This is a genomic window from Streptomyces glaucescens (assembly GCF_002154375.1).
GTDB classification, from domain to species: Bacteria; Actinomycetota; Actinomycetes; order Streptomycetales; family Streptomycetaceae; genus Streptomyces; species Streptomyces glaucescens.
The window spans coordinates 1-19163 of the sequence record NZ_MUND01000085.1; the positions used below are offsets into that span (position 1 = coordinate 1).

At 72.9% G+C, this 19163-nt stretch carries 20 protein-coding genes; 10 read left to right on the forward strand and 10 right to left on the reverse strand.

The genetic code is table 11. The features are described 5' to 3' along the window. Positions 1-1395: IucA/IucC family protein (locus CCN42_RS06515; RefSeq protein WP_086733664.1), on the reverse strand; the 1395-nt coding region annotated here is incomplete at its 3' end. Positions 1396-1511: 116 nt separating this feature from the next. On the opposite strand from CCN42_RS06515, the gene CCN42_RS06520 reads away from it, so the two are divergent. From CCN42_RS06520 to CCN42_RS06530, 3 genes are read left to right on the forward strand one after another with little or no spacing between them, the layout of a single operon-like run. Then, complete coding sequence (locus tag CCN42_RS06520; protein WP_086733666.1) at positions 1512-2996, forward strand: IucA/IucC family protein; 1485 nt, start codon at positions 1512-1514, stop codon at positions 2994-2996. Between the two features lie 45 nt (positions 2997-3041). Beyond that, positions 3042-4304 (forward strand): VWA domain-containing protein, encoded by a 1263-nt coding sequence (locus CCN42_RS06525; RefSeq protein WP_086733668.1) that lies wholly within the window; start codon positions 3042-3044, stop codon positions 4302-4304. Beyond that, on the forward strand, positions 4304-5089 hold the full coding sequence (locus CCN42_RS06530) for a hypothetical protein (RefSeq protein WP_086733692.1): 786 nt from the start codon (positions 4304-4306) through the stop codon (positions 5087-5089). Before CCN42_RS06525 ends, CCN42_RS06530 begins: the two co-directional genes overlap by 1 nt. Before the next feature lie 112 nt (positions 5090-5201). On the opposite strand, the gene CCN42_RS06535 is transcribed toward CCN42_RS06530, so the two are convergent. Further along, entirely contained in the window at positions 5202-5825 is a 624-nt protein-coding gene (locus CCN42_RS06535) for a winged helix-turn-helix transcriptional regulator (protein WP_086733670.1), read from the reverse strand. An 82-nt stretch (positions 5826-5907) separates the two neighbouring features. Between CCN42_RS06535 and CCN42_RS06540 the strand changes: the two genes are divergently transcribed. Next, complete coding sequence (locus CCN42_RS06540; protein ID WP_086733672.1) at positions 5908-7116, forward strand: pyridoxal phosphate-dependent aminotransferase; 1209 nt, start codon at positions 5908-5910, stop codon at positions 7114-7116. Between the two features lie 296 nt (positions 7117-7412). Here the strand turns inward: CCN42_RS06540 and CCN42_RS06545 are convergent, their stop codons facing one another. Next, complete coding sequence (locus CCN42_RS06545) at positions 7413-7697, reverse strand: hypothetical protein (RefSeq protein ID WP_086733674.1); 285 nt, start codon at positions 7695-7697, stop codon at positions 7413-7415. A gap of 153 nt (positions 7698-7850) precedes the next feature. After that, positions 7851-8474: a hypothetical protein gene (locus tag CCN42_RS06550; protein ID WP_086733676.1), complete on the reverse strand. Its 624-nt coding sequence runs from the start codon at positions 8472-8474 to the stop codon at positions 7851-7853. Positions 8475-8775: 301 nt separating this feature from the next. On the opposite strand from CCN42_RS06550, the gene CCN42_RS06555 reads away from it, so the two are divergent. The 6 genes from CCN42_RS06555 (at position 8776) to CCN42_RS06580 (ending at position 12435) form a co-directional block, all read left to right on the forward strand. Next, on the forward strand, positions 8776-9261 hold the full coding sequence (locus CCN42_RS06555; protein ID WP_245877174.1) for a hypothetical protein: 486 nt from the start codon (positions 8776-8778) through the stop codon (positions 9259-9261). 309 nt (positions 9262-9570) lie between these two features. Beyond that, on the forward strand, positions 9571-10014 hold the full coding sequence (gene mscL, locus CCN42_RS06560) for a large conductance mechanosensitive channel protein MscL (protein WP_086173227.1): 444 nt from the start codon (positions 9571-9573) through the stop codon (positions 10012-10014). A 122-nt stretch (positions 10015-10136) separates the two neighbouring features. Next, positions 10137-10736 carry a histidine phosphatase family protein gene (locus CCN42_RS06565; RefSeq protein ID WP_086733678.1) on the forward strand — a complete coding sequence of 200 codons (600 nt, stop codon included), beginning with the start codon at positions 10137-10139 and terminating at the stop codon, positions 10734-10736. Between the two features lie 47 nt (positions 10737-10783). Then, the gene (locus CCN42_RS06570; protein WP_086733680.1) at positions 10784-11428 is read left to right on the forward strand and encodes a hypothetical protein; all 645 of its coding nucleotides are present in this window, start codon (positions 10784-10786) and stop codon (positions 11426-11428) included. Between the two features lie 73 nt (positions 11429-11501). Beyond that, positions 11502-11924: an acyl-CoA thioesterase gene (locus CCN42_RS06575; RefSeq protein ID WP_086173232.1), complete on the forward strand. Its 423-nt coding sequence runs from the start codon at positions 11502-11504 to the stop codon at positions 11922-11924. Positions 11925-12225: 301 nt separating this feature from the next. After that, a complete protein-coding gene (locus CCN42_RS06580; RefSeq protein ID WP_086733682.1) occupies positions 12226-12435 on the forward strand; it encodes a hypothetical protein in 210 nt (69 codons plus the stop codon). Here CCN42_RS06580 and CCN42_RS06585 read toward each other — a convergent pair. From CCN42_RS06585 to uraD, 6 genes are all read right to left on the reverse strand, one after another. Next, a complete protein-coding gene (locus CCN42_RS06585; RefSeq protein ID WP_086733696.1) occupies positions 12430-13776 on the reverse strand; it encodes a nucleobase:cation symporter-2 family protein in 1347 nt (448 codons plus the stop codon). The genes CCN42_RS06580 and CCN42_RS06585 overlap by 6 nt on opposite strands. Positions 13777-14164: 388 nt before the next feature. Next, a complete protein-coding gene (locus tag CCN42_RS06590) occupies positions 14165-15550 on the reverse strand; it encodes an 8-oxoguanine deaminase (RefSeq protein ID WP_086733684.1) in 1386 nt (461 codons plus the stop codon). Positions 15551-15619: 69 nt separating this feature from the next. After that, entirely contained in the window at positions 15620-17032 is a 1413-nt protein-coding gene (locus CCN42_RS06595; protein ID WP_086733686.1) for a nucleobase:cation symporter-2 family protein, read from the reverse strand. Positions 17033-17096: 64 nt separating this feature from the next. Next, complete coding sequence (gene pucL, locus CCN42_RS06600) at positions 17097-18020, reverse strand: factor-independent urate hydroxylase (protein ID WP_086733688.1); 924 nt, start codon at positions 18018-18020, stop codon at positions 17097-17099. A 6-nt stretch (positions 18021-18026) separates the two neighbouring features. Beyond that, positions 18027-18440 (reverse strand): hydroxyisourate hydrolase, encoded by a 414-nt coding sequence (gene uraH / locus CCN42_RS06605; RefSeq protein WP_086169457.1) that lies wholly within the window; start codon positions 18438-18440, stop codon positions 18027-18029. Between the two features lie 4 nt (positions 18441-18444). Then, complete coding sequence (gene uraD / locus CCN42_RS06610) at positions 18445-18957, reverse strand: 2-oxo-4-hydroxy-4-carboxy-5-ureidoimidazoline decarboxylase (protein WP_086733690.1); 513 nt, start codon at positions 18955-18957, stop codon at positions 18445-18447. Positions 18958-19163 lie beyond the last annotated feature (206 nt).

Genomic DNA, 19163 nt, shown 5'->3' on the forward strand with positions numbered 1-19163 from the left:
CTCCGGCAGGTCGTGCCGGGCCAGCTCGCGGCGGACGGCGGGCCACGGGTCGAGGCCGGGGTGGTGTTCGGCGAGGGCCTCGGCCAGTTCGAGCAGGTGGTTGACGACCAGGCAGTACACCAGCCGCTCCCAGCCCGCCGCGCGGTCCACGGCGGGGAGCAGCTTCACGCCTTCGGCGTCCCGGAAGAGGGCCTGGACGGGCATGCCGTCGCCGTCGCAGGCGATCAGGCAGTTCTGGAGGTGGGCCTCCAGGACGACGCCGTGCTCGGCGAAGACGGTCAGGGCGGGCGGCACGACCTGGGCGAGGTACGCCTCCCACCAGGCCGCCGGGTCGGCCGGCGCGTTCAGGGGACTGCCGGCGAAGCCCTCGACGAGTCCGGCGGCCAGATAGGGCGTCGCGCCGGGCAGCAGGTGGTCGCGCAGGCCGTCGCGGACCAGCACGGCCAGTTCCTCGAAGGCGAAGCCGGCGGTGCGGTAGCCGCGGTCGGAGAGCCACGCGGCGGGCCCGTCGAGGCCGGCGAAGGCGGTGCGGACGGCGGTGTCGGTGCGGGTGAGCTTCAGCAGGTCGTGCCGCCACAGCCGGCGGATGTCGTTGGTGATGCGCACATCGAGGCTGAACTTCAGGAACAGGTCCCGCTCGGGGGCGTGGACGGTGCGGATCGCGGCCGTCGGCCAGGTGTCGAACGCACTCTCGCCGAGCCGGATCAGCCGCCCGTCGGCGAAGGCGGCGGCGAGCCGCCCGCCCGCGAGGTCGAGCTGCCAGGGGTGGGCGGGCAGCAGCCGGTAGCCGGGCGGGGCCGTGCCGAGAGTGTCCAGGGCGGAGGGGTCGCCCTCCTCGACGACGGTGTCCTCGCGCACCCCGAGCAGGGTCAGCGGGAAGCGTGCGTGCGCCTCGGGGGCGTACGGCAGCCAGCCGGCCGCCGGGCCGCCGCCGCGCGCCTTGGGCGCCGGGTGGTGGGGGTGGCCGGTGAGCAGGCACTGCTCGGAGCGCAGATACGGGTCGCCGGGCGGGGTGGCGCGGTCGCGGGCGGTGAGCAGGGCGGCGACGGTGTCGCGGCTGTCGGCGATCTCGGCGGGCAGGTCGTGGTTGGACAGCCCGGTGTGCCGGCGCAGCTCCTCGGCGACCAGCTCGACGAGTCCGGCGTGGCCGAGGCGGCGCCAGCCGCCGTCGGTGTGCACCTCGGGCGCGGCGGGCCGCCGGCCGCCGCGGACGCGCAGCAGCTTCCCGCAGCCGGGCAGGAGGTGGACTCCGGCCCGGCCCGCGACCGGCCGGCCGACCTCGCGCAGCAGGCAGTTGAGCAGCGGCGCGGCGGCGTACGCGTCGGCCCGTGCGGCGACGTCGCGTGCGGCGGCGTCACGGTCGGCGGGCGGGGGGATGAGGTCCACGCGGTCCACTCGCTCCTACGGTCTGATGGAGTTTGCCTACGGTTCTCCCGGAGACGATCAGTATCCCCGCCGTCACGCCCCGGCGTGACCGCCCCTTTCCCGCTACCCGTACGGAGGACCCGCCCGTGTACCGTTCCCCCACCGCCGAGGCCGAGGTCGCCGCCGAGCTGGCCGCCCTGCGCCCGGACCTCGCCGCACGGTACGGGGCCGAACTCCCGGGCGCCCGGGCCGCGGTGCTGACCCGGCTGTGGCGTGCCCTCACGCATGAGCCGCTGCCGTGGATCGAGCGCCGGGAGGCGGCCGGGGAGGGCCGGCTGCTGCGGCTGCGGGACGGCCGCCGGCTGCACGGCCCGGAGCCGGACCCGTTCGCGACCGCCGGGTACGTCACCGAGGTGGGGCTCGACGGGACGCGGTACGGGGATCCGGCCCGGCTGATGACGGAGCTGCGCGTGCCGCACGGCGCGGACCTCGCCCGGGAACTCGGGCACAGCGTCGCCTCGTTGGCGCTCTCCCGGGCCGGGCAGCCGGCCGGTCCGCAGGGGCCCCCGGCGCGGGACTGGGAGTGGGAGCAGCGGGTGGTGGACGGGCACCCGTACCACCCGGGCTGCCGGTCCCGGCCCGGTTTCTCGGTGGCCGAGCAGTTGGCGTACGCGCCCGAGCACCGGCCGCTGGTGGGTCTCGGCCTGGTGCCGGTGCCGGGTGAGGCGTGTGTGGTGACGGGCCGCTGGCCCGCCGAACTGCGCGACGGGGGGCGGCTGCTGGTGCCGGTGCATCCGTGGCAGGCGGCGCATGTGCTGAAGCGGCCGTGCGAGGAACGGCTCACCGGTCATCCGCTGATGTCCCTGCGCACCCTCGCGCTGCCCGGCGGGCCGCATGTGAAGACGGCGCTGAGCGCCCGGCTGACGTCGTCGGTGCGGGACATCTCGGTGGGGTCGGTGGCCGCCGCGACGGCCCTGTCCGAGTTCGCCGAGGAGCTGGCGGACGACCGGCTGCACGTCACGCGGACGCTGGGCGCGGTCACGGACGGCTCGCCGGATCTGGCGGCCGTGCTGCGCGAGTCCCCGCAGGTGTACGCGGCGGCGGGGGAACGGGTGGTGCCGGTGGCCGCGCTGCCCCTGACCGGTCTGGCCCGCGATCCGGACTGGCTCGCCGCGTTCGCCCGGCTGGCGCTCGCCGTCGGGCTGCGGCTGCTGGAGCTGGGGGTGGCGCTGGAGGCGCACGGCCAGAACCTGCTGGTGGTGCTCTCGGCGACCGGCGCACCGCTGCGGCTGGTCTACCGCGACCTCGCCGACATCCGGGTCAGCCCGGCCCGGCTGGCCCGGCACGGGCTCCGGCCGCGGGAGCTGCCGGAACGCATCCTCACCGACGACGTGACGGCCCTGCGGCGCAAGCTGTTCGGTTCCCTGGTGTGCGGGGCGCTGGCCGGGACGGCGGGCTCGGCGGCGGGGCTGCGGGCCGCGCTGGAGGCCGCCGTACGGGATCTGCCGGACACCCCGGACCGGGCGGCGCTGACCGGCCGGCCACTGCCGGTGAAGGCGCTGACGCTGATGCGGCTGTCGCCGGGGACGCCCGGCGACCAGTGGACGGAGCTGCCCAATCCGCTGGTGTGACGCTCCGTTTTGGAGCCCGGCGCGCTTACTCCATAAGATCCGCCGATGATCACAAGAAGACGGCTGGCGGCAGGGGCCGGAGCCCTGCTCGCCGTGCTGACGGCCGGGCTCGCGTGGCCGTCCACGGCGCTCGCCGACGAGACCACGGCCCGGCAGCCCAAGGTCAACCTGGTGCTGGACGTGAGCGGTTCGATGCGGGCCCGCGACATCGACGGCCAGTCCCGGATGGCCGCGGCCAAGCAGGCGTTCAACGAGGTACTGGACGCCACGCCGGAGGACGTCCAGCTCGGCATCCGCACGCTGGGCGCCAACTACCCCGGTGACGACCAGAAGAGGGGCTGCCGGGACACCGCGCAGCTGTATCCGGTCGGGCCGCTGGACCGCACCGAGGCCAAGGCGGCCGTCGCCACCCTGGTGCCGACCGGCTGGACGCCGATCGGCCCGGCGCTGCTGAAGGCCGCCGACGACCTGGACGGCGGCACCGGCTCCAAGCGGATCGTGCTGATCAGCGACGGCGAGGACACCTGCGCCCCGCTCGACCCGTGCGAGGTGGCCCGCGAGATCGCCGCGAAGGGGATCGGGCTGACCATCGACACCCTCGGTCTGGTGCCCAACACCAGGATGCGGCAGCAGCTCAGCTGTATCGCGGAGGCGACCGGCGGCACCTACACCTCGGTCGAGCACACCGACGAACTCACCGACCGGGTCAACCAGTTGGTGGACCGGGCAGCGGACCCGGTGGTCACGCCGGTGGCCACCGAGGGCGGCACGGAGTGCGCCGAGGCGCCGACGCTGGAGTCCGGCCTGTACACCGACCGTGAGGAGTTCGGGCAGGAGCGCTGGTACCGGGTGGACGTACGGCCGGGCCAGGAGCTGCGCGCCTCGGTGAGCGTGTCCGCCGACCGCGAGGTGAGCCCCGGCTACGGGGTGCTGCTCCGCGCGGTGACCGTGCACGGCCGGGAGATCGTGCGCGGCGAGGCGGCGGGCCACGGCCGTACGGATGTGATCTCCACGGGCCTGCGCTACCCGAAGCCCGAGACCGACGACGAGGACGCTCCGGCGGAGGCCGTCTGCCTCAAGGTGACCACCTCCTTCTCCCCCGCCCCCGGGGTGAAGACCACCCCCGGTCTGCCGCTGGAGCTGACCCTGGACGTGGTGGACGGGCCGAGCGACGCGGACGACGTGGCCGCCTTCGGCCTGGGGCGCGGCTGGTGGCTGCTGGGCGCGCTGATCCTCGCCGGATTCCTCGCGGGTCTGCTGTGGGGCTGGGTGTCGCGCTGGCGGATCGCGGTCTGGAGGACCAACTGATGCGTATCTCCAAGGCGCTGGGCACGGCGCTGCTGCTGCTCGGTCTGACCGCGGGCCCCGCGGCGGCGGACGACGACCCGACGGCGGCGTCCGCGCCGGCCGCGGCGGGCACGTCCTTCCGCACGGCGGCCGAGATCGGCCAGGGGCAGACCGCCACGGCGGAGGGCTCCGCGGGCGACTACCTGTACTGGTCGTTCCCGGCGGACGCCGGACAGCGGCCCACCGTCCGGGCCACGGTGAAGCTGCCGAAGGCGCACGCCGCGGAGACCTGGCAGCTCGACGTCTACGACGGTCTGCGCCGCCGTCAGGCCTGCCAGTGGGGCGCGCAGACACGCACCGCCGCGGCGGACGCGGGCAGCGTGGAACTGGCCTGTGTACTGCGCACGGTGCGGGCCTGGTCGGAGCCGTGGGCGAACGACCCGCTGCCCGGCACGTACTACGTCCGGCTCACCGCCGTCGGCCTGCCCACCGGTGACCTGGGGCTGCCGGTCGGCGCCGAGGTGCGGGTGGACGCCGAGGACATGGGCGGGGCGGCGGCGGTGGACGGCCGGCTGGCCGAGCCGCTGGTGCCGGGGAGCGCGACGGCGTCCGCGGCGAGCGACCAGGAGGACACCTCGGCCGTGCTGTCGAGCATCGAGCCGGAGGACGGCTGGGCATCCGGCTGGTGGTCCGACCGCTGGGTGTGGACGGCGGTGGGCGGGCTGCTCGCCGCGCTGGCGGGCATCGGCGGATACGCGCTCACCCGCGGCTCGGGACGGCCCTCGCGGGTGCCGCCGAGCGCCTGACCTGCTCGGAAGGCTGACCCGCTGCAGGAGGCCCGCGTCGCCGTGACGCGGGCCTTCGTCATGCCGTCACGCGGGCCTTCGTCACCCCGTCACGCGGGCCTTCGTCACCCCGTCACGCCGTGAGGGCCTTGGCGATCGTCCCGTCGCCGGTCACGGTGACCCGGCCGTCCCGCACCGCGTCGGCCAGGCTCAGTTCGCCGCGGGCGATGGCCGTGCAGGCGCCGGTGTCCAGGACGAGCCGCGCGTCGGGCTCACCGGGCGCGGGCCCGTCGCCGTACAACGGTCCGTCCTGCGCACCGACGAACAGGTGGAACTGACCTTCCTCCAGGCTCACCTGGACGAGCCCCTGACCGTCCAGCGCCCGCAGCAGCGGCAGCGCGAACCAGTGGGCGCGCACCGCGTCGGTGGGCTGCCGCTCGCCGAGTCGGTCCTGCCCCCAGGCGCCGAGGGCCTGGAGCACGGGCAGCAGCCCGCGTCCGCGCGGGGTGAGTTCGTAGACGTGGGCGGCGCCGGGCGGCGGCAGCCGGCGCCTGGTGGCCAGCCCGTCGCGCTCCATGTCCTTCAGCCGTGAGGCGAGGACGTCCGTGCTGACGCCGGGGAGGTCCGCGTGCAGGTCGGTGTAGCGGCGGGGGCCGGCCAGCAGCTCACGGACGATCAGCAGGGTCCAGCGGTCGCCGACGACGTCGAGCGCGCGGGCGGCGGAGCAGTACTGGTCGTAGCTTCGGCGAGGTGGCATGCGACGCAGTCTAGACAAGTTGTTGGACTTTCCAAGCGGCCACTTGGTAAAACCAAGTAACACTGGTTACCTGGAGGGGCGCATGGAGTTCCGGCAGTCGAGCAAGCTCAGCGAGGTCTGTTACGAGATCCGCGGCCCGGTGATCGAGCACGCCAACGCGCTGGAGGAGGCGGGGCACAGCGTGCTGCGCCTGAACACCGGCAACCCGGCCCTGTTCGGCTTCGAGGCGCCCGAGGAAATCCTCCAGGACATGATCCGGATGCTGCCGCGGGCGCACGGCTACACCGACTCGCGGGGCGTCCTATCCGCCCGCCGCGCGGTCGCCCAGCGCTACCAGACGCTCGGCCTGGAGGTGGACGTCGACGACGTCTTCCTGGGCAACGGCGTCTCCGAGCTGGTGTCGATGGCCGTCCAGGCGCTGATCGAGGACGGCGACGAGATCCTGATCCCCGCCCCGGACTTCCCCCTCTGGACGGCGGTGACGACCCTCGCGGGCGGCAAGGCGGTCCACTACCTGTGCGACGAGCAGGCCGAGTGGTACCCGGACCTCGCCGACATGGAGTCGAAGATCACCGACCGCACGAAGGCGGTCGTCATCATCAACCCCAACAACCCCACCGGAGCGGTCTATCCCAAGGAGATCGTCGAGGGCATCCTCGACCTCGCCCGGCGGCACGGCCTGATGGTCTTCGCCGACGAGATCTACGACCAGATCCTCTACGACGACGCCGTCCACCACTCGGCCGCCGCCCTCGCCCCCGACCTCGTGGTCCTCACCTTCTGCGGCCTGTCGAAGACCTACCGGGTGGCGGGCTTCCGCTCCGGCTGGCTGGTGGTGTCGGGGCCGAAGCAGCACGCCAAGGACTACCTGGAGGGCCTGACCATGCTGGCCTCCATGCGGCTGTGCGCCAACGTCCCCGCCCAGTACGCCATCCAGGCGGCGCTCGGCGGCCGCCAGTCCATCGCCGACCTCACCGCGCCCGGCGGGCGCCTGCGCGAGCAGCGCGACGTGGCGTGGGAGAAGCTGAACGAGATCCCCGGCGTGTCCTGCGTGAAGCCCAAGGGCGCGCTCTACGCCTTCCCCCGCCTCGACCCCAAGGTCCATCGGATCCACGACGACGAGAAGTTCGTCCTCGACCTGCTGCTGCGCGAGAAGATCCAGGTCGTCCAGGGCACCGGCTTCAACTGGCCCGCCCCCGACCACTTCCGCATCCTCACGCTCCCGCACGCGGACGACCTGGAGGCGGCGATCGGCCGGATCGGGCGGTTCCTGAGCGGATACCGGCAATAGCCGGCCCTCTTGCTCCCGGAGCGGCCGAGACGGAGGCGTCCGCGCCTCCGCTGGGCTTCCCCGGATCCTGCGGTCCTTTCCGGGTCCATCCCCCGGTACGTGGGAGCCGGCGGGCCCCGGCGGGGGCACGGACGCAGCCCTGTCATATGCGGGCGCTGAGCCGGCGGGCAGGCGCCTGCGCCTGCCCGCCTTCCCCTCCCGGGGCGGAGCGCCGCGCCTCGCCGAGTCCCGACCCGGGCGGGCGGGCGGTGCGGGCACGGCGAGGTGGAAGCCGGCCTGTCGGCGGGCGCTGCCGTTCAGGTGCCCACGGCGGTGACGCCGAACATCAGCGTGCGACGGCTGACGTCGTAGTGCACGGTCGGTGTGTCGCGCAGGAGGTCCTGGAGGACGTCGGCGTCGTCGACGTCGACGGTCAGTACCTCTTCCCAGGCGCCTTCGTCGAGTACGAGCTGCAGGGTGAAGGTGCCTTGGGCAGCGGGCTCACCGGCAACCCAGCTGAACTGGTAGTGGCTGAGTTGGCGCACCTTGATGCTGTCGTCCGTGAGGGGTTGCGTCACCTTGGTCGTGGCAGCTCTGGGCATGGCGTCTCTCCTTGGGTGAGTGGTGTGTCGGTCGCGGACAGCGGACCGGGCGTCCACTGGCCGACGGGCAACTCGCGGTGGGCCTGCGGCGGTGGGTGCCGGACAAGCCGAAGGGTCGGGCCGGCGAGGCTTCCCCCGGCCCGGCCGGAGAACTCAGCAACGCCCCGTCGCCGAGGGGGCGTGCCGGCGTACGGCCGCCGGACGGGTGCCCCCGGCCATGGCACGGGGCGAGGCGGCCCGGCGCAGCATCCCCTGCCTCTGCTCCTCAGGGCGCTGCTGCTCTCCGTGCAGGGCATTGAGTACCAGGACCCCTGCCGTCAGCGCCGGCACGGCCCACTGCAGCATCGCGAGGTGGCGCTGCGCCTGCTCCAGTTCCACCGGGTGGTCCGCGGCCGCCCCCCGGTCCTCCGGGTCCGGGGACGAGGCGAGCTCGATCTTCTTCCCCAGGGCTCGGCTGTAGGCGGTGGCGGCGAGCGCGGCTCCGGTGAGGACCGTCTTGGCGAGGGTGGAGGCGCCCACACCGCGCTGGTACGCCACACGGGCGCTGTTGGCGCCCAGCAGGCCGGCGCCGCCCACCAGATGGGCGGCGACCGCGGCCGCGTTCGCCGGGGCCCAGGCGGCCCAGCCGGCGCTGGCGATCCGCGAGGCGAGGACCGGCTCCTTCACCGCGTTGCGCGTCGCTCCGTTCAACCCGACGGCCCCCATGAGAGAGCCCCCGAACCAAGCCGCCAGGCCGATGTCATGCAAACTGCGCATGACCGTGTTGCGTTGAGACATCTGAACCCTCCCAGGCGTACGCGTCCCTGCAGGCGCAGGGCGCCGAACTCAGGCTCAGGGTGATCGACGGCGCATGCCAGACGAGGCGCGCACTTGGGCGAATCCCACCCCCGCGGACCCCGTGGGGACGGCCACTGCGCGGCAGCGGCTGTCCCCGGTCCGCAGCGGGGCTGCCACGGCTGGTGTCGGGGACCGTGCCGCAGTCGTTCGCCTGCCTCATGCCCCCATCAGCCCTCCCCGCCCACCGCACCGTGACACACCGTGGGTGGGTAGGGCCCGCTGCTGTGGGCACACGAAGCTCATGCACGGACAACATGCGCGTCCCACGAGCACTCTGTCCAGCCCGGCACCCGCCGCAGCCCGGACGCCGCCACCCGTCCAGGGCGGCGCCAGGCACTCACGCCGAGGCCGGATCACCGGCCGCCTGCGCCGCCGGATCCTTGCCTACCGGGCGATCGAGTTCCTGTCCACGCACATCCCGGACCACTCCGGGCCCGGCGAGGAATGCCTGCTCCTCGTCCACGTCCGCCAGGTCGTCGGCCAGGTCCACTATCGGGTCTGCACGCACTGCGCCCAAGGTGTCATCACCGCCATGACCCTCGACGAGCGCTTCCGCAGCACCGGGCTGGGCACCCGGGCGCTCTCGCACCTGCGCTCCCGCCACCCGGGGCTCGCGTGGCGCAGCACGCTGAGCATGCGCACCACACGGGACCTCCTGCGCCGGATGCGCATTCCCACCGTCACGGCTGACCCGCACTGTCCCCATGCGGGCCGGGCAGCTGTCTGACCCGCCACGCGCCGGCCGTCGGCGACGAACCGTTCAGCGGTCACAGCCCGCGGCAGGAGAGGCGCCCCCCCTTGTACGGGCGCTGCCCGTAGACGACCTCCGGAAGAGGTGACGGCGGAGCCGTGGACCACGCGACGTACGGGTGCGCGCGGACAGGCCCGGCTCATCCTCGCCGCCCCCGCCCAGCTGCGAGCGCCGGCGTCCGCTTCCCCGAGGCATCGGTGAGGCGTGGCCGGGCATCCGGGAGGAGGACGGTCCCCACGCCTCGGGTCCGGCCGTCGAAGTCGAAGCGCCTCGAGGAGTGAGAAGGTGAAGGGCTTCCGCAGCTTCATCCTGCGCGGCAACGTGGTGGACCTGGCCGTCGGTATCGTCATCGGCGCGGCGTTCACCGCGGTGGTGAACGGCTTCGTGAGCGCCTTCCTGACGCCGCTGGTGGGACTGGCCACCGGCATCACGGGCGACATGAGCCGCAAGACGTTCACCGTGGGCGCCACCGAGTTCCCCTACGGCGCCTTCATCAACGCGGCGATCAGCTTCCTCCTCCTCGCCTCCGCCCTGTACTTCCTGGTCGTGCTGCCGATCAACAAACTGCACGAACGCCTCGCCCCGCACCACGACGTCCAGGCACCCAAGCGGGACTGCCCCGAATGCCTCAGCCCCGTTCCCGCCCAGGCCCGGCGCTGCGCCTCCTGCACCGTCCCCCTGCCCGCCGTGCCCGCCCAGGCGGACGAGACGACCCAGCGCGCCGGCTGACCCCGGCGTCTCCTCGTGCGCAGCGACGTGTGCCGGCTCCGCCGCCTGCCGGTGGTGGGCGTCCTTCGGGGTCGGGTCCCGCTCGTACGCCTCCGGCCGCTGACGCCCCGTAACCTGGCCGCATGGGTGATCTCTTTCTGGTGCGGCACGGTCAGACCGAGTGGTCGCGGTCCGGGAGGCACACCGGCCTGACGGACGTTCCGCTGACCGAGCGGGGGCGGGAGGAGGCGCGACGGCTGGTGCCGCTGGTGCGGTCGCACCGGATCGGGGCCGCGTTCGTCAGCCCGCTCCAGCGGGCGCGGGAGACCGCACAGCTCATCGGCCTGCATGACGTGCAGCTGGACACGGACCTGCGGGAATGGGACTACGGGGCCTACGAGGGCGTCACCACCGTCGAGATCCAGCGGGAGCGGCCCGGCTGGTTCCTGTTCCGGGACGGGGTCGCGCCCGGCCCGCCGGACCACCCCGGGGAGACGCCCGAGCAGGTCGGGGAGCGGGCGGACCGGATGCTGGCCAAGGTGGACGCCGCGCTCGCCGACACCGAGGGGAGCGTGGTGCTCGTCGCGCACGGGCACTTCCTGCGCGTGCTGACCGCGCGGCGGCTGGGTCTGCCCCCGGCGGACGGCGCGCTCTTCCAGCTGGCGACGGGCACGCTGTGCCGGCTGGGCACCGAGCACGGACGGCCGGTGATCGCGGGCTGGAATGTCAGACCCTCGTCGTAGCCTTCGAAGCGGTGGGGCAGTGACCCAGCGCCGGGAAGGAGCACGCCGTGACCCGACCGCCCTCCGCCGCCCAGCGGCGGGTGATCGACGCCGCCGATCCGGTCACCGGACGGCTGCGCGGGACCGAGGCGCAGCTCGCCGCACTGGTGCGGCGCGGGCTCGCCTTCCGGCACCCGCGGCCGCCGCACGACCACTTCCTCACCCCGGCCGGACACCGGCTGCGGGAGGCCGGGCCCACGGCGCCTCCCCCGCCGCCGCGGTCCGCCGCCTCCGGGGACACCGGGGACACCGGGGTGTTCGCGGCCCGGGTCGGTGGCGAGGAGGAGGCGCCGGGCAGCGGGCCCGCGCGGATGCGTGAGGTGCACAGCGCGTGGCAGGGGCTGCTGGAGCTGCGCCGGATGACCAACCCGGGCGGTGCGGTGGACCGGCCCTGCGGCTGGGAGCGGAGCCATCTGGTGCGGGCCGCGGCCCTCGCCCTGGAGGCCGCCGGGCACCCGCCCGAGGGGCCGGACACGCCGGGGTACCGGGTGCGCGCCACCCCGCAGCCGGAGGCCGTCGCCGTGCACGGGCCGGACGGTGCGATGCTGCGGGCCTGCGCGGTCACCCTGGAGCGGGCCGGCTGGCAGACCGGCGAGCACACGGACCCGCGGAGCAGGGCCCGGTATCTGCTGGCCTCCCCGCGGCGCGCGTGAGGGGCCCCGGATGCGGAGGCGGGCGGGCGTGCCAGGATCAGTCGAACGAACGTCGACCAGACAAGGGGACATGGTGAGCAAGCCGTATTCCGTGCCGGTGACCGTCCGCGGGTACGAGACCGACACCCAGGGCCACCTGAACCAGGCGGTCTATCTCAACTACGCGGAGCACGCCCGCTGGTCCCTGCTCCAGGCGGCGGGCATCCGGCAGGCCGACCTCCAGGCCGAGGGCGTGGGCCCGGTGGCGCTGGAGACGACGATCCGGTACCGGCGGGAGCTGCTCGCGGGCGACGAGGTCGAGGTGACCTGCGAGTTCGAGTGGGGCGTGGGCAAGACCTTCCGGATCCGGCAGCGCATCGTCAAGGCCGACGGCACGGTCGCCGCGGAGGTCGAGGCGGTCGGCGGACTGCTGGACCTGAAGGCCCGCAAGCTGCTCCCCGACCCGCGCGAGCGCTTCAAGGAACTGGCCGCCGATCCGGCGCTGTTCGGCCTCTGACGGTCACGCGCCGGTGAAGGCCTCGCCGGCTTCCGCAGCCTCATGGGCGTCCCGTGCCGGCGCCTGCTTCACCGGCCGGCTGCCGTCGGCCCGGCCCGGCCCTGCCGGACGTTCGCCCGGCTCCGAACACCGGATGCGCGCTGGGCTCGCCGCCTGCGATGCCGCTCCGTCGTGCAGCATGACGCGGCAGGCCCAGCCTGTACGTCTCGGTCGGCATCGAGGCCGACGGCCCCCTCCCCGGACCGTACTCCCTGCTGAGATTGGGCGCGGCGGTCGCCGGGGTCCTGGACGGGGACGGGCCGTGCCCGCCGGCCCGGAGCGGCGGACCGTCCACCACGAACCGCGGCCGACGGGTGACGACTTCGTCCCGGAGGCGCCGGCGGCGAGCGGACTGGACCGCGACCGGCTGCGCCGCGCGGGCCTCGAACCGGCGCTCGCGCTCGCCCAGTTCGCTGAAGACGCCGGACGCGGCGAAGGCTGGCAGAGGCGGAGTCGTCCGCCGGCCTCATGACGTGGCCGGGGCCCGGGTCGTCGCCCCGGTGATCTCCTCTCCCGCTTCCATCGGGTGGGTGACGTCCTGGTCGTCGTGGCCCTTGCCGAGGTGGTTGAAGACGAAGTTCAGCAGGACCGCGGCGACACAGCCGGTCGAGATGCCCGAGTCCAGGACGATCTTCGCGGTCTCCGGGAAGGCGTGGTAGAACTCCGGCGCGGTGATCGGGATGATGCCGACGGCCAGCGAGACCGCCACGATCAGCACGTTGTTGTCCTTGTCCAGGCCCGCGCGTACCAGGGTCTGGATGCCGCTCGCGGCGACCGAGCCGAACAGCACCACGCCCGCGCCGCCGAGGACCGGCCGGGGGACGACGGCGATGAGCGAGGCGGCGATCGGGCACAGGCCCATCAGCACCAGGAAGCCACCGCCGGCGGCGACGACGAACCGGCTGCGGATCCGGGTCATCGCGACCAGGCCGATGTTCTGCGCGAAGGCGCTGCACATGAAGCCGTTGAACAGGGGGCTGATCGCCGAGCCGAGGGTGTCGGCGCGCAGGCCGGCCGCGATGGTCCTCTCGTCCGCCGGGCGGTCGACGATCTCACCGAGGGCCAGCATGTCGGCGGTCGACTCGGTCATCGACACGACCATGACGACGCACATGGACAGGATCGCGGCGAGCTGGAACTGCGGGGCGCCGAAGTGGAACGGCGTCGGGAAGCCGACGATGTCCGCCTCCGCGACGGGGCTGAAGTCCGTCACACCCAGCGGGATCGCGATGAGCGTGCCCGCGACCAGGCCGAGCAGCACGGCGATCTGCTTGACGAAACCGTGGGTGAAGCGGCGCAGCAGCAGCACGATCAGCAGCGTGACCCCGGCCAGGCCCAGGTTGGTGGCGGAGCCGAAGTCGTCCGCGGTGGGACTGGACCCTTGTGCCCAGCCGAAGGCGACGGGGAGCAGCGAGATGCCGATCAGGGTGATCACGGTGCCGGTGACGACCGGCGGGAAGAAGCGGACCGCCTTGCTGAAGAAGGGGGACGCGAAGAAGCCGAGGACGCCGGCGACGATGACAGCGCCGAAGATGATCGGCAGCGCGTCGGACTTGTCGTCGGTGGAGGCGACGATCGCGGTCATGGGGGCGACACCGGCGAAGGTGACGCCGTTGACGAAGGGCAGCCGGGCGCCGATCTTCCAGATGCCGAGGGTCTGCAGGAAGGTGGCGAGGCCCGCGGTGAAGAGGCAGGCGCCGGTGAGGAAGGTGAGTTCGGTGCCGGACAGGCCGATGGCCGCGCCGACGATCAGGGGCGGGGCGACGACTCCCGCGTACATGGCGGCCACGTGCTGGAGGCCGGTGGTCGCCATCTTCAGGGGCGGGAGCTTCTCGTCGACGGGGTGCACGCCGGAGCGTGCGCCGGGTTCCTGGGCGCTGTCTTTCGCGGATACGGGCGGTACGGCATCGGGCTGAGCGGCCACGGCGGCTCCTCCGGTCGGTTACACGTCGGCTCTGACGCGGGTACAGGGAGGTGGTGCGTTGGGCATGGGGTACCTCCCCGCTCGAGCGCAGCCGAGAGCTTGGGGAGGGACCCTTGGTCGTGCGGGACCGTTGGGGGGTGGCGCTGGGGACGGGTGTGCGGTTGACCGTTCCGGGGCGCGTGCGTTCACACGCGCCCCGGAGACGGCTGCCGTGGATCCCGCTCGGATCCACGGGTCCCGGCCGGGAGCCGTCCCTCTCGGCCGGGAGTTCTGGGAATCAGCCCTGTGCGGCGATGCGCGCCAGGCGCTGGGCCTCCTCGCGGGTGGAGCGGGCGATGGCGTCCTCGTCGACGGCGACGAGACGGCCGTGGTCGACGATCTGCCGGCCGTTCACGAAGGAGGCGGTGACCGGGGCGGCGGCACCGAGGACGAGGGCGGTCACCGGGTCGGCGATGGAGGCGTGGGCGAGCGTGTCCATCTTCCACAGCACCACGTCGGCCAGCTTGCCCGGCTCCAGGGAGCCGATCTGCTCGGCCCGGCCGAGGACCTGCGCGCCGCCGTAGGTGCCGAGGCGCAGCGCCTGGCGGGCGTTCAGCGCCGCTTCGCGGTGCGCGCCGAGGCGGTTGATCAGCAGCGCGTTGCGCAGCTCGGTGTGGAGTTCACCGGACTCGTTGGACGCGGTGCCGTCGACGCCCAGCCCGACCGGGACGCCCGCCGCCAGCAGGTCGGGGACGCGGGCGATGCCTGCGGCGAGGCGGGCGTTGGACGACGGGCAGTGGGCGACACCGGTCCGGGTGCGGGCGAAGGCGGCGATGTCGGAGTCGGTCATGTGGACGCAGTGCGCCATCCACACGTCCTCGCCGAGCCAGCCGGTGGAGTCGAAGTAGTCCGTCGGGCCCATCCCGAACAGCTCGTGGCAGAACTTCTCCTCCTCCACCGTCTCCGAGCCGTGGGTGTGCAGGCGTACGCCGAGGCGGCGCGCCAGCTCCGCGCCCTGGCGCATGAGTTCGGTGGAGACGGAGAACGGCGAGCAGGGGGCGACCGCCACCTGGGTCATGGCGTCGAAGGAGGCGTCGTGGTGCTCCCTGACGGTCTCCTCGGTGGCGGCGAGCGCGCCCTCCAGCGTCTCGACGGCGAAGTCCGGTGGCAGTCCGCCGTCCTTCTCGCCGCGGTCCATCGAACCGCGGGCCAGCGTGAACCGTACGCCGGTCTCGGCGGCGGCCCGGATGATCGACCCGGACAGGTCGCCGCAGCCCCGCGGGAAGACGTAGTGGTGGTCCATGGCGGTGGTGACACCGCCGCGGGCCATCATGGCGAGGGAGCCCTGCGCGGCGGCGTACGTCATCCGCTCGTCGATGCGCGCCCAGACCGGGTACAGCGCGACGAGCCAGTCGAACAGGTTGTGGTCGGTGGCCAGGCCCCGGGTGATCCACTGGTAGAAGTGGTGGTGGGTGTTGACCAGGCCGGGCGTGGCCAGGTGACCGCTCGCGTCGATCCGGCGGGCCACGTTCTCCAGCCCCTCGGGTGCCTTGCCCGCGCCGACCGACTCGATCCGGTTGCCGGCGAGGACCAGGTGCCCGGAGGCGTACTCGGTGTCGTCCGCGTCCACGGTGGCGATCGCGCAGTTCTCGATGACGATGCGCTGGGCTGCCGGTGGTGCCATGGTTCTTCCTTGTCTCTGGGTGGCGGCCGCGGACGGCGGGGGTGTCCACGGGGAGGGCACGGCAGGACCCTAGGAGGATTTGAGTGCCGGAGCCGGTTGCCCGGCCCGGGTGCCGAGATGGTGGAAGAACAGGTTGAGGGTGACCGCGACGAGCGCCCCGGCGCTGATCCCGGAGCCCAGCACGGTCTGCGCCCAGGCCGGGAAGCCGGCGTAGAAGGTGGGCGCGGCCAGCGGGATGATGCCGGCGCCGAGCGCGACGGCCACCAGGATGATGTTGGAGCTGTCGTCCAGGCCCGCCTCCGCCAGGGTGCGGATGCCGCTGACGGCGATCGAGCCGAACAGGACGATGCCCGCGCCGCCGAGGACCGGCATGGGGACCAGGGAGACCACCGCGCCGAGCACCGGGAAGGCGCCCAGGACCAGCAGGGTGGCACCGGCGACGGCGACGACGTAGCGGCTGCGCACCCGGGTCAGTGAGACGACACCGACGTTCTGTGCGAAGGCGGAGGTGGGGAAGCCGCCGAAGACCGGGCCGACGAGGGTGGCGATGCCGTCGGTGCGCAGGCCGCGGGTGATGGTCCGCGCGTTCGCGCGGCGGTCGCAGATTTCGCCGAGGGCGAGCATGCCGGCGGACGACTCGGTCATCAGCACCAGCATCACGATGCACAGCGACAGGATCGCCGCGGGCTGGAACTCGGGCGCGCCGAAGGCGAACGGTGCGGGCAGCGCGGCGACCGGCGCGGACGTGAAGGCCTGGAAGTCGGCCATGCCGAAGGGGATGGCGACCAGGGTGCCCACGAGCAGACCGACCAGCAGGGCGACCTGCTTGAGGAAGCCGCGGCCGAAGCGCTGCACGAGGAGGATGACGGCGAGGGTGAATCCGGCGAGCGCGAGGTACTTCATGGCGCCGAAGTCGGCCGCGGTCGCGTCGCCGCCCTGCGCCCAGCCCACCGGCACGGGCATCAGCGTGACACCGATCAGGGTGATCACCACGCCGGTGACCAGGGGCGGGAAGAAGCGCAGCAGCCGCCCGAAGAACGGTCCGACCGCCAGGCAGAACACACCGGCGACCATCACCGCGCCGTAGACGGCCGGGAGTTGGTGACCGGGGTCGTTGGTCTCGGCGATGGCGAGGATCGGGGCGATGCCGGCCGAGGAGGCGGCGTTGACGAAGGGCAGCCGGTTGCCGACGAAGCCCTTGACGCCGATGGTCTGGATGAGGGTCGCGATGCCCGCGATGAGCAGCGACGCGGCGATCAGCCGGGTGCGGGCCGCGATGTCGAGTCCGCAGGCCTGGCCGATGATGAGCGGAGGAGTGACAACGCCCGCGTACATGGCGGCGATGTGCTGGAGCGCGGCGGGGACGAGCCGCGAGGGGTGGAGCTTCTCGTCCACCGGGTGCACGGACGTGACGGCGTCCTCGGTGTGCACCGGCGGGGTGGAACAGGAGCCTTTCGCCGGCTCCCTTGCAGGCTGTGCCATGGTGTTCCCTCCGGTGTTGCGGGCCCCCGGTCCGGGTGGCGGGACCGGGGGCGCGCGTCCCGCGTCAGAGGTTGGTCATGTCGACCGGGATACGGGCCTCGCAGCCGTCCCGCAGGATGGTGGCCTCGATCAGGCCGTAGGGGCGGTCCGCGGCGAAGTACACCTCGTTGTCGTTCTTCAACCCGAACGGCTCGAGGTCCACCAGGAAGTGGTGCTTGTTCGGGAGGGAGAAGCGGACCTCGTCGATCTCGCTGCGGTTGTTGATGATCCGCGCGCCCATCTGGTACAGCGTCTGCTGGAGCGAGAGCGAGTAGGTCTCGGCGAAGGCCTGGAGCATGTGCTTCTTGACCTGCTCGTAGGACTTCTCCCAGTTGGGCATCTTCTGCTCGTCGTCGGTCCAGTTGAACCGCCAGCGGCTGGAGACCTGGGTGGCCAGGATGCGGTCGTACGCCTCCTGGAGGGTCGTGTACTTGTCCTTGACGTAGCCCCAGAACTCGGAGTTGGTCGAGTTCATCACGATCAGGTCCTTCAGACCGGAGATGATCTCCCAGTTCTCGCCGTCGAAGGTGATCTGGGTGAGGCGGGTCTCCTGGCCCTTGCGCACGAAGGAGTGCTTGACCTCGTCGGCGCCGATGAACTTGCTGTTGGCGTCGGAGGTCTCGATCCGCTCCCAGGCGTACTCCTCGATGCGGATCCGCGCCCGGTGGATCGGCTCCTGGCTGGTGACGAAGTGCCGGGCGAGGTGGATGCCGAACTGCTCGGCGGACTCGATGCCGTGCTCCTTGGCGAACGCGTACACCGTGTTCTTGGTGGTGTCGGTCGGCAGGCAGTTGGCGTTCGAGCCGGAGTAGTGCACGTCGTCCATGTCGCCGCTCAGCGCCACGGAGACGTTCAGGTCCTTGATGTGGTGGGTTGCGCCGTCCCGCGTGATCTTTACGACTCGGTTCTCGGCCTTGCCGTACTGGTTCTGTCCCAGGATCGTGGGCATTGTCTGCTAGCTCCCTCGGTAAACGGAGTAGCCGAACGGGTTGAGCAGCAGCGGCACGTGGTAGTGCTCGCCCGGCACGACGGCGAACGTGATCGCCACCTCCGGGAAGAACACCGCGGCACCGCTGTCCCGATTCGCGGGGGCGTCCTGCTGCGCATCGGCTTGCTTCTTCTCGAAGTACGGCTCGACGGCGAAGTCGAGCCGTACGTGGGTCGTCCCCTCCGGCAGGGCCGGAAGGTCCTTGCACCGGCCGTCGGCGTCGGTCACCGATCCGCCGAGCGCCCGCCAGTCCCCTCCCTGCCCGTAAGGGGCGGACCTTCCACTGCGCGCGGAGAGGTGGACGGCGACGCCCTCGGCGGGGCGGCCGACGGAGGTGTCCAGGATGTGCGTGGACACGGAGGCGGTGCTGCTGGTGCTCATGGTGTCAGGCGTCCTCTTCGACGAGTCGGGCCAGTCGGATGCGGTTGATCTTCCCCAGTTCCGTGCGGACGATCTCCCGCTCCTGCTCCGGCGTGTTGCCGATCCGCTCCTTGACCGCGTCCCGCATCTGCTCGCCGGTCCGGCCGGTGGCGCAGATCAGGAAGACATGGCCGAACTTCTCCTGGTAGGCCAGGTTCAGTTCGAGCATCTCCGCCTTGAGTGCCTCGGAGGCGCCGGCCATGCCGCGCTGTTCGCGGGCGGAGGTCGGGTCGCCGGGCTTGGGGCGGCCGATCGGCGGGTGCCCGGCCATCGCCTCCGCGAGGTCCTCGGCGGACAGCTCGGCCGTCGCGGTGTCGCTGGCCGTGTACAGGTCCTCGGCCGAGGCGTAGGGCCGGGCGGCGAGCAACCGCTTCGCCCATGCCGTGGAGGCACACGCCTCGTGGAGTGCGGCGAAGGCCGCGGGCTCCTCCAGGTCGTTGAACCGGGCCAGACCCGGCGGCGTGGAAGTGGAAGTCACGGGAGCCTCCGTGGCCGTGTCGGCCTTCGTGCTGAACGGGCTGCGGATAGCTAACTTCGTCCGAAACACCACGTCAACAGTTTGTTGAAAATTCGGGGTAAGGAAACGGAGAAGACCGGAGCAGCCGCCCCGCACGGGGTCGGCGGCCGCGCTTCACGCAGCCGGGTTCCCGCTCCGCCCCCGGCCACCGCGGCGGCGGGTAACCC

Excerpts from the sequence above, each read along its gene's own strand:
- CCN42_RS06565 (WP_086733678.1), top strand. The coding sequence starts at position 10,137 with ATGGGTGATCTCTTTCTGGTGCGGCACGGTCAGACCGAGTGGTCGCGG.
- pucL (WP_086733688.1), bottom strand. The coding sequence starts at position 18,020 with ATGCCCACGATCCTGGGACAGAACCAGTACGGCAAGGCCGAGAACCGA.
- CCN42_RS06540 (WP_086733672.1), top strand. The coding sequence starts at position 5,908 with ATGGAGTTCCGGCAGTCGAGCAAGCTCAGCGAGGTCTGTTACGAGATC.
- CCN42_RS06530 (WP_086733692.1), top strand. The coding sequence starts at position 4,304 with ATGCGTATCTCCAAGGCGCTGGGCACGGCGCTGCTGCTGCTCGGTCTG.
- CCN42_RS06550 (WP_086733676.1), bottom strand. The coding sequence starts at position 8,474 with ATGTCTCAACGCAACACGGTCATGCGCAGTTTGCATGACATCGGCCTG.
- CCN42_RS06595 (WP_086733686.1), bottom strand. The coding sequence starts at position 17,032 with ATGGCACAGCCTGCAAGGGAGCCGGCGAAAGGCTCCTGTTCCACCCCG.
- CCN42_RS06535 (WP_086733670.1), bottom strand. The coding sequence starts at position 5,825 with ATGCCACCTCGCCGAAGCTACGACCAGTACTGCTCCGCCGCCCGCGCG.
- CCN42_RS06555 (WP_245877174.1), top strand. The coding sequence starts at position 8,776 with ATGCACGGACAACATGCGCGTCCCACGAGCACTCTGTCCAGCCCGGCA.
- CCN42_RS06525 (WP_086733668.1), top strand. The coding sequence starts at position 3,042 with ATGATCACAAGAAGACGGCTGGCGGCAGGGGCCGGAGCCCTGCTCGCC.
- CCN42_RS06590 (WP_086733684.1), bottom strand. The coding sequence starts at position 15,550 with ATGGCACCACCGGCAGCCCAGCGCATCGTCATCGAGAACTGCGCGATC.
- CCN42_RS06545 (WP_086733674.1), bottom strand. The coding sequence starts at position 7,697 with ATGCCCAGAGCTGCCACGACCAAGGTGACGCAACCCCTCACGGACGAC.
- uraH (WP_086169457.1), bottom strand. The coding sequence starts at position 18,440 with ATGAGCACCAGCAGCACCGCCTCCGTGTCCACGCACATCCTGGACACC.
- CCN42_RS06585 (WP_086733696.1), bottom strand. The coding sequence starts at position 13,776 with ATGGCGACCACCGGCCTCCAGCACGTGGCCGCCATGTACGCGGGAGTC.